The sequence below is a fragment of the Lactobacillus sp. genome (assembly GCF_051873315.1).
In the GTDB taxonomy this organism is placed as follows: domain Bacteria; phylum Bacillota; class Bacilli; order Lactobacillales; family Lactobacillaceae; genus Lactobacillus.
On record NZ_JBJEES010000021.1, the window covers coordinates 1 to 13,736 of the forward strand.

The following is a 13,736-nucleotide window of genomic DNA, read 5'->3' on the forward strand; positions in this document are numbered from 1 at the left end:
AAGCAGGTCTGGAACGGCCGGGAAAATGTCAAGATCGTCCTGGGCCTGGTAACTTCCAAGTTCGGGAAGCTGGAAGACAAGGACGCGGTTATCGCCCGCTTGAAGGAAGCCAGCGGTTACGTGCCATTGGAAAACCTCTGCCTCAGCCCGCAATGCGGTTTTGCGTCAACTGAAGAAGGGAATACCTTGACTGAAGAAGAAGAATGGAACAAGCTGAAGTTCATCAAGGAAGTCGCTGACGAAGTTTGGGGCGAATAAGAGTAAACTGACTAAGTAAGACAGACAAAAACTCCTGTGCAGGCTAATGCACAGGAGTTTATTTTTGCTTATCATGTTTTGGATTAGCTAGAACTTTTCACCGACTTCAGCTGATTCAACGTTTTCAAGGGGCTGGCCGTTTTCGTCAAAATAGCTGTCTAAGTCCCTACACCAGATGATGGCGATGGTGTTTTTCCCGCAGTGAACGCCAACGACTGGACCGATGATTGTCCGATAGAACTTGTCCTTTGGAAAAGTCTTACAGTAGTCGTCTAGCCATTCTTTGCCGCGCTCAGGGCTAGCCGCATCCAAAATCGCAGCCTGGATTGGGTAGTCCTTGTTTTCAGTCAGATCGCGGAAGTCCTCTTGGATATGCTTGTAGGCCCGTTTGTAATGGCGTTCCTTGGCGATGGCGGAGATATGGCCAGTTTTTTGCACGTCCATGGTTAGGATAGGCGTAATGTGCAAGAGAGTACCGATGAAACTGGCGGCGTTTGACAAGCGGCCGGTCCGTTTAAGGTGGGCCAGGTTGTCGACCAAGAAACGGACGCCAATGGTCTTGCGCAAGTCTTCCAGGTCTTTCATGATGAGGTCAACGCTCGCGCCGGCATTAGCCAAGCGAGCAGCCAAAATCGCGCAGTCAGCCAGACCCGCGCAGGTAATGCGGCAGTCAAATGGATGGATCTTGATTCTGTCTTCTTCTGCGGCATAGTTGACCAGAGTGCTGTAAGAGCTGGAGAGTCCGCTAGACAGGGGCAAGACAATTACGTCGGTGTAGCCCTCTTTTACGTAGCGGTCAACGAATTCCATGATCTGGCCCAAAGCTGGCTGGGAAGTGGTTGGCAGGGTCTCGCTAGAGGAAATTTTTTCATAGAATTCTTCATAGCCGATGTCAACTAAGTCGTAATAGGTTTTTCCGTCCCAAATCAAGGGGATTGGCACCACGTCAATGTGGTATTTCTCTTGTTGTTCCTTGCTCAAGTAAGCAGAACTGTCAGTCAGAACAGCAATTTTCATGTTATTTTTCCTCCCAAATTTAATAGAGATGCTTTTACGTTAATTTTAGTTAAAATAGGATGAATGAGCAAGTTTGGCAGATTATTGCTGCAGGCAGGCTGGCAGAGTCTGGTAAATCGTCCGCGCCATTTCCTCCGGGCTCTCCTGGCAGCCGTTTTCGACCCAGTAGCGCAGAATCATGGTGAAGGCTGACTGAAAGGCGATCAGCACGTAGACGTCTTCATCTTTCATACCGTTTTTTTCGCAAAGCGGATCGATCACCAGGCTGAAAAGCTGTTCCTGCTCGGTCCTTAGGGGGAAGGTCGTTCTGGTTTTCAAAATGGCAACGTAGAAGTCCCGGTGCTTCTTGATGAAGTTGAGGAAGGGCACGAAGGACGGCTCGCTCAAGGGCACGGAGTGCGGATAGTCAGCCATCAAATCCTGGCGCAGCTTGCTTTCGGTCTTGTCCAGCATGTCTGGCAGGTCCAGGTAGTGGGCGTAAAAAGTCGACCGGTTGATGCCAGCCTGTTTGACGATGGCGCTGACGGTGATTTTGGGCTTTTTTGGATCGTTGAGCAGGGTGAGGAGGGCCTTTTCCATCAAGTCCTGGCTGCGGCGGAACTGCTGGTTGTTTTTTGTATTCATGAAAAAAATCCTTTACTAGATCTCCAAAGTTCCAACACTTATTGGAAAATTGCTGATTGTCAAAACTATCATAAGCAAATAAACTTGATAAGTAAAGGAGTGATCAATTATGAAAACAATGAAAGCAGCAATTTATTACGGACAAAAACATGTTGAAGTCAAGGAACTGCCAGTTGATGAATGCGGCAGCGACGACATTCTGGTGCAGAACATCTACTCCAGCATCTGCGGCACGGACGTGGCTGTTTACCAGCACGGCCCGAACACCGGTCACAAGGTAACACCGGGCGGAGAGTTTGGCCATGAGACGGTTTCCCGGGTGGTCAAGGTCGGGGAGAACGTCAAGGACGTGCAGGTGGGCGACCGGATTTACCCGTACCCGCTTTTGGCCAAGAACGATATTTCAAGAGCAGGTACCTTGGGTGGCTTTTCCCAGTACATGCTCTTGCCAAAAGCCAAGCTGAACCGGTCCTTCTACAAGGTCCCGTCAGCCATCAGCGACCGGCTGGCAGCCTTGACTGAACCATTCACGGTCGGCACCAGAGCAGCCCGGCGAGGCAACCCGCAGGCCGGAGAACACGGCATCGTCTTCGGTGCCGGCACGATCGGCATTGCCGCGGCAGTTGCCTTGAAACATTTTGGCATGGAAAAGGTCATGATCTGTGACCTGGCGGACTTCCGTTTAAACATTGCCAAGGAACTTGGCTTTGAGGTCTGCAACCCAGGCAAGGAAGACTGGCGGGAAAAGGCACAGGCCTACTTTGGCCAGGACCGGTCACTGAAAGGAGAAGTGGCTGACATCGATGAGTGGGTTGACGCGGCCGGCGCAACCAGCATCCTGGACGACTTCTTTGACTTTGGCAAAATCTCCAGCCGTTTCGTGGCTGTAGCCGTCAACAACAAGCCCCGGCAGGTAGACTTGCTGCACATGACCTATGCCCAGCAGAGCCTAATCGGCTCCGGCGGCTACTTCCCGGAAGACGTCAAGGACGTTTTTGCTATCATGTCCAGCGGCAAGTGGCCTTTGGAGAAAATTATCACCCAGGAGTATCCTTTGGACCAGATCGTGACCGGATTAGAAACGGCCAGTGACCCGACCAGGGCCTTGAACGTCATTATTAAGCCAAACTAAAACAGCTTTTCAAAAAGCCCTTGCTACCGGAAAATGGCAGGATTATAGTTAACGTAGAAGTATTTTTTGTAAAAATTAACTATTGACTATACATGCACGAATGGAGGCCGACAGTATGGAAGACATCTTTTTCACCGTGGCAGGATGCAACCACTATTATGGCACGGAAGTTTTCAAGCCTGGGATGCGGGTGACCTTGTACAAGGAACCTGACAACAAGTATGACAAAGAAGCCATTCGGGTTGAAGCCAGGGCTCTCGGCAAGATTGGCTACGTGGCCAACAGCCCTTACACGGTCTTGGGCGAAAGCCGCAGCGCCGGCCGCCTGTACGACTTGATCGACGACGGAGCGACAGGCCGGGTGCTCTACGTCCTGCCGCAAGGGCTGGTCTGCGAGCTGGAAGAGACCGGTTTTGAAAAAGTTAAAAAGATTTATAAAAAACGCAGACAATATTAATTTGCCGTGAAAAGTCCTGCTTGAGACAGCAATGTTGCTTTCAAGCAGGATTTTAATTTTTAAAAGAAAAAGCATTTCAGCAAATTCCGAACAATATGTCAGAGTCGTCCAATTTGTGTCAATCGCTAAAAAGCTTTTTGCAAAAAATATCCTTTAAAAAAGCAGAAATGGTGCTAGAATAGTAACAATTATTTTCTTACAGGGGTAAAAGACACCATGAAAAAACTGATTGACCTCCACCTGCACTTAGATGGCTCCGTGCCATACCAAACCGTCCGTGAACTGCTGGCTAAAGAAGGCAAAAGCCTGCCAGAAGCCGACTTGCGAAAAAGACTGTCCGTCAGCCCGGACTGCCGCAACCTGGACGAATACCTGGAAAAGTTTGACTTTCCCTTGTCCTTGATGCAGACGGCAGAAAACCTCCGCTTGATTGTCAGAGAACTCTTGGAAGAATTGCGCGGCCAGGGCCTGGTTTACGTGGAAATCCGCTTTGCCCCCCAGCGGCACACGGAAACTTTGACCCAGGTAGAAGCTGTTCAAGCAGTTCTTGACGGCAGAGACGATTTTTACGCCTGGCAAAAGGAGCAGGAAGGTGACGACCTGCACGCCAACTTCCTGCTTTGCTTGATGCGGCTGGTTGGCCAGGATGAAGCCAACCGGGAAACGGTGAAAGTAGCTAAAGACTTCTTTGGTAAGGGGGTAGCCGGCTTGGACTTGGCGGGCCCGGAAAATGAAGAAGTAGCCAACCGCAAGTATGCGCCCTTTTTCCAGCAGGCCAAAGAATGGGGGATTCCTTACACCATCCATGCCGGCGAAGCGATGGGGCCAGAATCGATGAGAGAAGCTCTGGCTCTAGGAACTAAGCGAATCGGTCACGGCATCCGCTGCCAAGAAGATCCAAGCCTGGTTAAGCAGTTAGCTGCAGACGGCATTACTCTTGAATGCTGCGCCAGCTCAAACTTAAACACCAAGGTTTTTGACCGGATTGCGGAATATCCCCTCCGCTCCATGCTGGGGCAGAATTTGCGGGTGACCTTGAATACCGACAACATGACCGTTTCAGCCACCAACCTGCCACATGAATACCAGCTCATGGAAGAGCAGGGCTTGACTAAATCCGAAGAAAAGCAGCTCTACTTGAACTCGGTTAGAGCAGCTTTTGCCAGCCAGGAGGAAAAAGACCGGCTGCTGTCCTTGCTGGAAGAATAAGCCGATACCGATAAATGCAAATAGAAGGCAAACGAAAACTGCATCCCCAGGGATGCAGTCTTTTTTGATTAGTTGTTGATGTTAAGCAAGGTGTTAAGTACTAAATTAGATGATTCTGTTGTTTTGCTTCAGTTGTTTTGATTCTTTGATTCTATTGTTTATTTTTGTATCTATTTTACTGGTACAGAGCAGTTGACAGGTAGCGTTCCCCATTGTCCGGCGCTACAGTGACCACCTTCTTGCCGGCACCCAGCTTTTTAGCCAGTTCGATAGCCCCGTGGATGTTTGCCCCGGCAGAGATCCCTGGCAAAAAGCCTTCCAGGCGGGCAACTTCTCTGGCCGTTGCAAAGGCTTCCTCGCTGGAAACTTCGACAATCCCGTCGTAGATGGACTGGTCCAGAGTCTTAGGAATGAAGCCGGCAGAGATACCTTGGATCTTGTGCGGCCCCTTCTTGCCTTCCTTCAAAAGCGGGGATTCCGCAGGCTCCAGGGCGTAGACCTTGACGTCGCCGGCCTTCTTCAAGGCCCGGCCAATCCCGGTCAAGGTGCCGCCAGTACCAACTCCGGCCACGAAAGCGTCTGGCAGGTCGCCTGCGAAAGCGTTGACGATTTCCTGACCAGTAGTCAGTTCGTGGATTGCCGGGTTGGCTGGGTTTTCAAACTGCATTGGCATGAAGTAGCCCTTTTCCTTGACCAGCTTTTCGGCCAAGGCGATAGAACCCGGCATCCCGTCCTTGCCTGGAGTGAGGAGCAGCTCAGCCCCGTAGGCCCGCATGATCTTCTTTCTTTCCTCGCTCATGGTTTCCGGCATGGCGATGATCAAGTGGTAGCCCTTGGCACTGGCCACAGCTGACAGGCCGATCCCGGTGTTGCCGGAAGTTGGTTCGACGATAGTGTCGCCAGGCTTAAGCTTGCCTTCCTTTTCTGCTTTTTCAATCATGGCCAGGGCGATCCGGTCCTTGACAGAACCGGCTGGGTTGAAGAATTCCAGCTTGACGTAGACGTCGGCTGCTCCTTCTGGCACGACCCGGTTTAACTTAACGATTGGGGTGTGGCCGATAGTTTCCAAAATGTTGCCGTAAATGCGGTCAGTTGACATAGTTTTTTCCTCCTGAAAATTATTCATAAAAATTATCTGATGCTTTGCAGCCAATTTTTAAAAAAGTGCTGCTGGGTGGACTCCCAGGTGAACTGGGGCAGGGACATGGCGGCTTCATCCGCGAAATACCGCTGCGGTTTCGCTAGGTTCCGGTCATCACCTCCTCTAGCGGATAATTCCCGCTGGTATTCCTTGCTAAAAGCCTGGGGGCCGTACTCCAGGTGGCTGAAGAGAAAGGCCTGCTGGCCAGGTCCGGTGACCAGGGTCAGATGGCCGTCTGGAGTAGTGGCATTGATGGTCAAGGCTTTTTCTTGCTCAATCTCGCTCCTGTTCATCTCGGCATAGCGGGCGTGCGGGGCACGGAAACCCGTGACCAGGCCATCTAACAGGGGGGCGGGAGCCAGGATCTCCTGGGGGTAGATGCCGAAAATCTTCTCCGGCAGGGGATGCTTGCCGATCCCGTAGAAATAGTAGAGAGCCGCCATGGCGCCCCAACAGACATAAAGCTGGGGAATCTTTTTAGCCTTTAAAAAGGCAAAGAGCCGGGTTAGTTCTTCCCAATAGTCGACCTCGGTGAAAGGAATTTGCTCGATCGGAGCACCGGTGACGATAAAGCCGTCCAGCTTTGCAACTTTTGCCAGATCTAAGGGCTCTGCCGGCCAGTTTTCGGGCAAGGGCCGGTTTAGATAGTGGCTTTGGGGGTAAAAGTAAGTGATGTCAGTTTCCGGGCTGGCCTCTTTGATGACATAGCTGAACCTCTTTTGAGTATCGATTTTGTCATGCATCAAGTTGAGAATGCCGATTTTCTTGTTCATCTTGTTTGTCAGTCCTTTTTGAAAAAATAGCAGTCAATAGTTAATAAAAGCAGGGAAATCAGGGAAAACAAAAAGACGCGTGAGCTGAGCTCTACGCGTCTTAAACAACCAAAGTTATTTGGATATTTTTGGAATTCTGGTCTGCTTCTAGCTTTCCAGTCCAAGCCAAATAGTGGATTGCTTAAGACACAATCCACAACAACAAGCAGTCATGTTTACGTTGAACAGATTCTTGTTGAACATTTGGCTTACCTCCTAAATTAGTTACTGCAAGTATAACTGGTATTTTTTCTTTTGACAAGAAAAATTAGAAAAAAGTTACAGAAAACTAATTTTCTTTATTTTTTCCGCCCTGCAGGCGGAAATTCCGCCAGATAGCCAGGAGGGTTACTAGGGCCAGGCAGCTGAAGAGGATGAAGTCATATCTGCCGCCCTGGTAGCTTCTTTGGGCCAAGGTCCCTTGCCCGTTTTTCTGGGCCAGGGAGATCAAGGCCGTGGCCAGGCTGACGCCGACTGAACCTGCAAACTGCTGGATCATGTTGAAAGAGGAATTGACGTCAGCTACGTTTTTTCGCTCAACTAGAGTTGAAGCATTGGAGATGGTGTTGGCAAAGCTCAAGTTGAAGCCGGACCGGATCACGATATGGCAGACAACGATCAAGACCGGGGTTAAAAGGGGCTGCAGGACTAAGAGCAGGCAGTTGCCCAAGAGAAAGAGGCAGCCGCCAAGGGTCAGCGGAAACTTGAAGCCCCGCTTGTCGGCCATTTTTCCGGCAAAAGGCGAGATGATCGCGCCGACGCAGGACCCTGGCAAAAGAACCAGGCCGCTGATCAAGCTGCTGGCTGCCAAAGCGTACTGGGCATAGATGGGAACGGCGACAGACAGGCCGATGTTGACCAGCTGCAGGCAGAAGTAGGTTAAAGCGGCCAGGCAGACAGTTTTTTCTTTAAAAATTGCCAGGTTGAGCAGGTGGCTGCCTCCGCGCTTGTTGACAAAAAGGAAGAAGGCAAAGAGGATTGCTCCGGCCAAAAGCAGGATCCAGGCCAGATTGCTGGTCCCGATTAAAGACAGGGCATAGATGATGGCAAAAAGGGCCAGACCCAGCAAGAGCAGGGAAGGAGCGTCAAATTTTCCCTTTTGCCGGGCAACTTGGTTGCGGATGTAGACCTGGCCGCCGATTAAGCTGACTAAGGCCAGGGGCAAAAGCAGCCAGAAGATCATCCGCCAGCTGGCCATGGTCAAGACCAAGCCCCCATAAGTTGGCCCCAAGGCCGGGGCAAAGGAGATGATCATGCCGGCAAAACCGGTCATGAGGCCTAGTTTTTCTTTAGGGACCTGGGTGAAAATCAGCTGGAACATGATCGGGGTGGAAAAGCCGGTAGCGATCCCTTGAATGATCCGGCCGGCCAGCATTAGCGGGAAACTGGAAGTTAAGGCGCAGATGACGCAGCCGCAAATGAAGGCCAGGGCGGCTCCTAAATGCAGCCAGCGGGCCGGGACCTGCTTGAGCAGGTAGGCGGTGGTCCCCATGACGATGGTGACCGTCAAGAGATAGGCGGTAGTGATCCACTGGACGGTTGCCAGGGGCTGGTGGAACTGTTTGACTAAAAGCGGGTAGGCGACGTTCATGGAGGTTTCATTCAGAATGCCGATGAAGGTCATGAGCCCAGCGCTGAAAATAGCGAGGTTGACTTTGCTTGATTTTTCCATAAAAACCTTTCTAAGAGCACAAAAAGGCTGTCAGCGGTAGCTCCGCGACAGCCTATAAAAATATTTTCGATAAAGCTATTCTAGCATAATTCGTAATTTTTTGCCCAGGCAATTATTTCCGGTAGAGCAAAAGGGCAGTTCCGGCTAAGTCGACCGTGTAGTCTTCGCTCTCCAGTGGCCGCTTGGTCATGCCTTGGTCGGTTGAGTAGATGATGAGGCCCAATTTAGCGCCAGCAGGCAGAGTGTAGTAAGTCGGCTGCAGTTCAAATTCCAGGTCGACGAACTGGCCGGCTTCCAGCTTGCTTGGCTGTTTCATGTCCTGGTAGTTCTGCAGGTTCATGTGGGCCTTGGTGATCAGCTTGGCCTTAGTGGCCTTGTCAGGGACGAATTCCTGCAAGGAGTCTGCCCCGAAGCGGAAGCCGAAGGGCTGGTTTCCTCTGGCAAAAATCTTTGGCGTTGGCGTCAGCCGCTGCCGGGTTCCCAGGTCAACCAGGGCAACGGACAATTGGCCGACAGTCTTGCTTGCCGCCACCCGGACCCGGACCTTTGGCCGGCCGACCAGGGTAGTCGGGTGGAGGAATTCCTCGCTTTCAAAGCGGAGGCTGGCCTTGGCCCATTTTTCCTCCCCGCTGATAAACTGGTATTCCCAGTCAGTCTCGCTGATGCCGGCCTTCTTGAATTCTGTCCCGCCTAGGTCGGTGAAGGTCAGCTGGCCCTGGCCATTTTCAACCGTTGACAGGTCGCCGTCAGCCGTTGGTGAATAGAGGCTGGCCTGGCCCAGGTCGGTGGCCCAGTCGTTTTCTTCATGCCACTTGTCGGCTTCCAGGTTGTCCTGGATCATGACCTTTGGCCATTGTTCATAAGCCCCGTTTTCCACTTCTAAAAGCTCGTGGACGAACCAGAGGTTCATGAGGTCGGTGAAGTCGATGGAAACCAGGTTGTTCATGTTGTAGTGCGGACCCTGGTGGAGGAAGAGGCGGGATTCAACTGGCAACTGCTTGACCTTTTGCCAGATCTTGTAGACGTTCTTTGGCTTGACGTTCCAGTCATTTAAGCCGTGAACGGAGATCCAGGAGCACTTGATGCCATCAGCGTGGTGGCGGTAGTTTCTGGCTTCCCAGAAGTCAGAGTATTGGCCAGTTGCCCGGTCCTGGCCAGCAAAAAGTTCTGCCTGTTCTGCTTCATAAGCCTTTTTGGCGGTGAAATTGCCCCCATCCCAGAGGTTGGATTGGCAGACTTCGGCCAGCTTGTCCATGTCTTCGCCCTGGCATTCGCCTGGCGCGACAACCAGGCCGTGTTCCCGGTAGTAGTCATACCATGAGGAAATAGCGGCTTCAGAAACCACCGTCTTCAGCCCCTTGACCCCGGTTGTTGCGATGGCAATCTGCAAAGTGCCCAGGTAAGAGCGGCCAGTCATGCCGACATTGCCGCTGCACCAGCTGGCCTTGGTTTCAAAGCGGCGGGTCCGGTCGGTATAGGCTACCCGGTCCCCAGTCAGCCATTCGATGACTTCTTTTTGGGAGATGGTTTCTTCCGGTGACCCGGTGATCCGGATCCCGTCCCCGTGCCGGTTGCCGATGGCCCCGGAGAAGACGGAGGCAAAGCCCCGGGCCAGGAGGTATTCGTTTAAGCCATATGAAGACTGGCCGGTTGCCAGTTCTGTCGCTGGCACGTCCTGGTCGCTTGGGGCAGGACTTTTAACTAAGGGCTTGGCCACGTACTTAGGATTGGTCCAAGTGGTCGCGTCAGTCAGGTTCTCGTCAACATTGTGGTTAGTCTTGACATTGTCGATGATCCCGCCAAAGTATGGTGAAGCCGTGTAAAGGGCTGGAACTTTCAGCTGGTCCTGGCTTTCAACAGGCCGGAAGACCGTGACTGGCAAAAGGTCGCCTTCCCCGTCTCCATCCGTGTCCAGGTCGCTTTGCACGTAAACGACTTCGCGGATGACCTGGCTGGTGTCAAAAACTGGCAGGGACTTGCCATTAAAGAACATAAACTTGCCTTCTCCCCAGAACTGGGTGAAGTAGCCCTTGCCGGCCATGACGTCTAAAATGATCTGCCCGTTTTTGCTCCGGGTGTTGAGCAGGCGGTAGAAGGCAAAAATCAAGTCTTCCTTATTGGTCAAATCTTTAAAGGCTGGCAGGGCATGCTTTTTCCCGCAAGAAAGAGGATCAGTCAGACTGTAGTCGTAGTTTGGGTGGTAGCCTAACAGCTGCAGGGCAACATTGGCAAACTGGCTGGCGGTGATGGCAGTTGGCGTGTTCAAGAGAAAGGCGGCCAGGTCAGTTTGGTCATCCACGGCAAATTCCGCCAATTTAGCGTCCTTAGCCTGGCGGGTCGTGGCTTCAGCCAGGACATTGCCGGTTAAGACGGCCAGGAGCTCACTAAAGGAAAGGGAAGAGTAGTTTTCCGGCAAAAAGTTGATCGCCAGCAGCTCCTCAGCAGCCTTTTCCGGACTGGTTTCAACGTAGGCATATTGATTGTATTTCATGCTTTACCTCATCTTTATAACTTTGTATCTTTACATCTATGGGTTATGGAATCTTTTTTGCTTTATCCAGTTTTTTAGCTGTTTTTTAAGCAAGTTCTCAAGTTAATGCAAGCAAACCGCTTCCTTTTTGTCAAGGGAAAAATGGTCAAGAAAAAAAGCAACTTTTTTCCAAAATATGTTTGACAATTTATCCCTGGTCTAATATACTTAATTTGTTGCGTCGGAGCATAACGGTTCGGTAGCTCAGCTGGATAGAGCAACGGTCTTCTAAACCGTGGGTCGTGAGTTCGAATCTCACCCGAATCATGATTGCAACCAGAGAAATCACTGAGGCTTGCCTCGGTGATTTTTTTGTTATATTCGCATAAAATTTGCCAAGCTGGCAAAAGTAAACTATAATGGAATAAATAATAAACATTTGTTCGAGCAATCCTGGCCGCTTGGCCGGGGCCTTTTTATTTGCTCACGATTTTTTTACACAAGGCAGGAAATGTAATGACGACGGTAATTTTAGCAGAGAAGCCCAGCCAGGCTAGGGCATACGCGGCAGCTTTTGCCCAGAGCCAGAAGGGGGAGGGGCAGATTAAGGTGGCTGACCCTATTTTGCCGGCAGGTACGGTGATCACCTATGGCTTTGGCCACCTGGTGGAAATGGCCCTGCCGGAAGCCTATGACGCCAGCTACAAGCGCTGGTCTTTAAAGAAGCTGCCGATTTTTCCGGACCAGTACAAGTACCTGGTCCCCCGGGACAAGAAGAAGCAGTTCAATATTGTCGCTAATTTGCTCAAGCGGGCAGATACGATCGTGATTGCCACTGACAGTGACCGGGAAGGGGAAAATATTGCCTGGTCCATCATGCGGCAGGCAGGGATCGACTTGAAACAAAAGCGCCTCTTCCGCCTCTGGATCAACTCTTTGGAAAAAGCCGCGATCAGGGAAGGCTTCCAGAACTTGCGGCCAGGCTGGGACTACTACTACCGCTATAAGGAAGCCCAGACCCGGCAGATCAGCGACTGGCTGGTCGGGATGAACGGCAGTCCCTTATTTACCTTGCTTTTAAGAAAGCAGGGGATCAAGGGGACCTATTCAATCGGCCGGGTGCAGACGCCGACTTTGTATATGGTCTACAAGCGCGACCAGGAGATTGCCAATTTTAAGCCAGAGAAGTACTGGCTGCTTACGGCCGATTTTTGGCAGGGAAGAAAGAAATTTACCGGCCGCTTGCTGCCGGAAACGAAATTCAAGAGTCCGGCGGAACTGGAGCAGTTTTTGCTGGCTAAAGGCGGGAGCCTGGGCAAGCAGACTGGTCGGGTGGCCAAGGTGGAGAAAGAGCAAAAGAGCCTGGCCAGCCCCCGCCTTTTCTCCTTGTCCAGCCTGCAGACGGAAGCCAACCGCCGCTATCATGCTTCAGCCAGCCAGGTTTTGCAGGCAGTGCAGAATTTGTATGAAAACAAGTTTTTAAGCTACCCGCGGACTGACTGCAACTATATTACGGACAACGAGTATGCTTATCTGGCCCAGAACCTGGACCGCTACCAAGGGCTTTTGCCAAATTCTGCAGAAGTCAAAGAGCAAATGAAACCCTTAAAGGCGGAGAAGCGCTATGTCGACTCCAGCAAGGTCCAGGAGCACCACGCCATCATCATGACCAAGACCGTGCCCAGCCAGATGCAGTTAGGGAAAATGTCCAAGCTGGAAGGGCGGATCTATGATTTGGTTCTGCGGCGGACTTTGGAAATGTTTTTAAAGGCCTACGTCTATGAGAAGACAACGGCTTTGATTGATGTTGGCCAATTGACTTTTAAAGCCAGCGGTAACGTCACTGTGAACCTGGGCTGGAAGATCCTGGAAGGGCCAGTCAAAGACGCCCAGCTGCCTCCTCTGGAAGCTGGCCAGGAACTGACGGCTAAATTGAAGGAGCAGGAAGAAGAGACCAAGCCCCCGGCCAAATTTACGGAAGGGAGCTTGATCACGGCCATGAAGACAGCGGGCAAGACCCTGGACGATGAAGAAGCCCAGGCCATTTTAAAGGATGTTGAAGGGATCGGGACGGAAGCCACCCGGGCCAGCACCATTGAAATTTTGAAGAAGCGGGGCTACATGCAGAGCCGGCAAAACAAGCTGTCGGTCACCCCGGAAGGGACTATTCTTTGCAAGGCGGCCGAAGCAGAGCCGCTTTTAGTCAGCGCGCAGATGACGGCTCAGTGGGAAAAGGCCTTAAAGCAAGTTGGGGCTAAAGAACGGAGCCAGGATAACTTTTTAGGGCAGATCAAGAAATTTATTTCGAAGATGATCATGGAAGTGCCAGGCAAGATCCAGGTCGACCAAGGCTTGCAGGAAGAAGCCCAGACCCGGCAGGCCAAAGCCGCGGCAATCGGGCCTTGTCCGGTCTGCAAGAAAGGCGAAATTACTGACAAAGGCAAGTTTTACGGCTGCAGTAATTACCGGGGCGGCTGCCACTTTACCCTGCCCAAGAAATTTGCCGGCAAGAACATGGGCAAGCGGATCGTCAAGACCTTGATCAGCAAGGGCAAGACCGACAAGCTGGACGGCTTTGTCTCTAAAAAGAGCGGGCAGCGGTATTCAGCCAAGCTGCAGCTGGAAGGGGACAAACTCTCTTTGGCTTTTGACTGATTTTTAGCAAGAAAGCAATATTTTTTAAAATGAGTTAACAATTTCGTTACAAATGAAATAGGGCTCGAAAACTGTGGTAAAGTATGAAAAGGCATTTATTGATAAAAGTGTAAATTATCTGGGTGCTTTTTGTTAATAATAGAATTATGAGTTTTGTATCTTTAGATAATGAAGGGTGTGATTGCTAAAAATTATTCATTTTATCCAATGCTAAATAGCAATGTTTCTTACCAGTTCTTGATATAATATCTATATCGAAAGATTGGAAGGAAGAAACGATGAGCGAATA

At 51.1% G+C, this 13,736-nt stretch carries 10 protein-coding genes, 1 tRNA gene and 1 pseudogene; 6 read left to right on the top strand and 6 right to left on the bottom strand.

Features of this window, described 5'->3' with window-relative positions:
• Positions 1–258 (top strand): annotated as a pseudogene (locus ACI32D_RS00915) (5-methyltetrahydrofolate--homocysteine methyltransferase); the annotation flags it as partial.
• Between the two features lie 87 nt (positions 259–345).
• On the opposite strand, the gene ACI32D_RS00920 reads toward ACI32D_RS00915, so the two are convergent.
• Both ACI32D_RS00920 and ACI32D_RS00925 read right to left on the bottom strand, forming a co-directional pair.
• A complete protein-coding gene (locus ACI32D_RS00920) occupies positions 346–1,275 on the bottom strand; it encodes a DegV family protein (RefSeq protein WP_439774796.1) in 930 nt (309 codons plus the stop codon).
• 81 nt (positions 1,276–1,356) lie between these two features.
• Positions 1,357–1,899 (bottom strand): TetR-like C-terminal domain-containing protein, encoded by a 543-nt coding sequence (locus ACI32D_RS00925; RefSeq protein ID WP_439774797.1) that lies wholly within the window; start codon positions 1,897–1,899, stop codon positions 1,357–1,359.
• 109 nt (positions 1,900–2,008) lie between these two features.
• Between ACI32D_RS00925 and ACI32D_RS00930 the strand changes: the two genes are divergently transcribed.
• The 3 genes from ACI32D_RS00930 to add all read left to right on the top strand — a co-directional run bounded on the left by ACI32D_RS00930 (position 2,009) and on the right by add (position 4,697).
• Positions 2,009–3,031, top strand: a complete 1,023-nt coding sequence (locus ACI32D_RS00930; protein ID WP_439774798.1) for a zinc-dependent alcohol dehydrogenase — start codon at positions 2,009–2,011, stop codon at positions 3,029–3,031.
• 115 nt (positions 3,032–3,146) lie between these two features.
• Positions 3,147–3,488: an HIRAN domain-containing protein gene (locus tag ACI32D_RS00935; protein ID WP_439774799.1), complete on the top strand. Its 342-nt coding sequence runs from the start codon at positions 3,147–3,149 to the stop codon at positions 3,486–3,488.
• A gap of 216 nt (positions 3,489–3,704) precedes the next feature.
• Positions 3,705–4,697, top strand: a complete 993-nt coding sequence (gene add, locus ACI32D_RS00940; protein ID WP_439774800.1) for an adenosine deaminase — start codon at positions 3,705–3,707, stop codon at positions 4,695–4,697.
• 175 nt (positions 4,698–4,872) lie between these two features.
• Here the strand turns inward: add and cysK are convergent, their stop codons facing one another.
• The 4 genes from cysK to ACI32D_RS00960 form a co-directional block, all read right to left on the bottom strand.
• The gene (gene cysK, locus ACI32D_RS00945; RefSeq protein WP_439774801.1) at positions 4,873–5,796 is read right to left on the bottom strand and encodes a cysteine synthase A; all 924 of its coding nucleotides are present in this window, start codon (positions 5,794–5,796) and stop codon (positions 4,873–4,875) included.
• Positions 5,797–5,828: 32 nt separating this feature from the next.
• Positions 5,829–6,611, bottom strand: a complete 783-nt coding sequence (locus tag ACI32D_RS00950) for a homoserine O-succinyltransferase (RefSeq protein WP_439774802.1) — start codon at positions 6,609–6,611, stop codon at positions 5,829–5,831.
• 328 nt (positions 6,612–6,939) lie between these two features.
• Positions 6,940–8,322, bottom strand: a complete 1,383-nt coding sequence (locus tag ACI32D_RS00955; protein ID WP_439774803.1) for an MFS transporter — start codon at positions 8,320–8,322, stop codon at positions 6,940–6,942.
• Positions 8,323–8,434: 112 nt separating this feature from the next.
• Positions 8,435–10,813 carry a Xaa-Pro dipeptidyl-peptidase gene (locus tag ACI32D_RS00960; RefSeq protein WP_439774804.1) on the bottom strand — a complete coding sequence of 793 codons (2,379 nt, stop codon included), beginning with the start codon at positions 10,811–10,813 and terminating at the stop codon, positions 8,435–8,437.
• 232 nt (positions 10,814–11,045) lie between these two features.
• On the opposite strand from ACI32D_RS00960, the gene ACI32D_RS00965 reads away from it, so the two are divergent.
• Positions 11,046–11,119: transfer RNA gene (locus tag ACI32D_RS00965), tRNA-Arg, on the top strand.
• A 189-nt stretch (positions 11,120–11,308) separates the two neighbouring features.
• On the top strand, positions 11,309–13,447 hold the full coding sequence (locus tag ACI32D_RS00970) for a DNA topoisomerase 3 (RefSeq protein WP_439774805.1): 2,139 nt from the start codon (positions 11,309–11,311) through the stop codon (positions 13,445–13,447).
• Positions 13,448–13,736: the final 289 nt, after the last annotated feature.

Bases quoted from the DNA above. Each gene is read 5' to 3' on its own strand.
- ACI32D_RS00920 (WP_439774796.1), bottom strand. From the start codon at position 1,275: ATGAAAATTGCTGTTCTGACTGACAGTTCTGCTTACTTGAGCAAGGAA.
- ACI32D_RS00925 (WP_439774797.1), bottom strand. From the start codon at position 1,899: ATGAATACAAAAAACAACCAGCAGTTCCGCCGCAGCCAGGACTTGATG.
- ACI32D_RS00930 (WP_439774798.1), top strand. From the start codon at position 2,009: ATGAAAACAATGAAAGCAGCAATTTATTACGGACAAAAACATGTTGAA.
- ACI32D_RS00935 (WP_439774799.1), top strand. From the start codon at position 3,147: ATGGAAGACATCTTTTTCACCGTGGCAGGATGCAACCACTATTATGGC.
- add (WP_439774800.1), top strand. From the start codon at position 3,705: ATGAAAAAACTGATTGACCTCCACCTGCACTTAGATGGCTCCGTGCCA.
- cysK (WP_439774801.1), bottom strand. From the start codon at position 5,796: ATGTCAACTGACCGCATTTACGGCAACATTTTGGAAACTATCGGCCAC.
- ACI32D_RS00950 (WP_439774802.1), bottom strand. From the start codon at position 6,611: ATGAACAAGAAAATCGGCATTCTCAACTTGATGCATGACAAAATCGAT.
- ACI32D_RS00955 (WP_439774803.1), bottom strand. From the start codon at position 8,322: ATGGAAAAATCAAGCAAAGTCAACCTCGCTATTTTCAGCGCTGGGCTC.
- ACI32D_RS00960 (WP_439774804.1), bottom strand. From the start codon at position 10,813: ATGAAATACAATCAATATGCCTACGTTGAAACCAGTCCGGAAAAGGCT.
- ACI32D_RS00970 (WP_439774805.1), top strand. From the start codon at position 11,309: ATGACGACGGTAATTTTAGCAGAGAAGCCCAGCCAGGCTAGGGCATAC.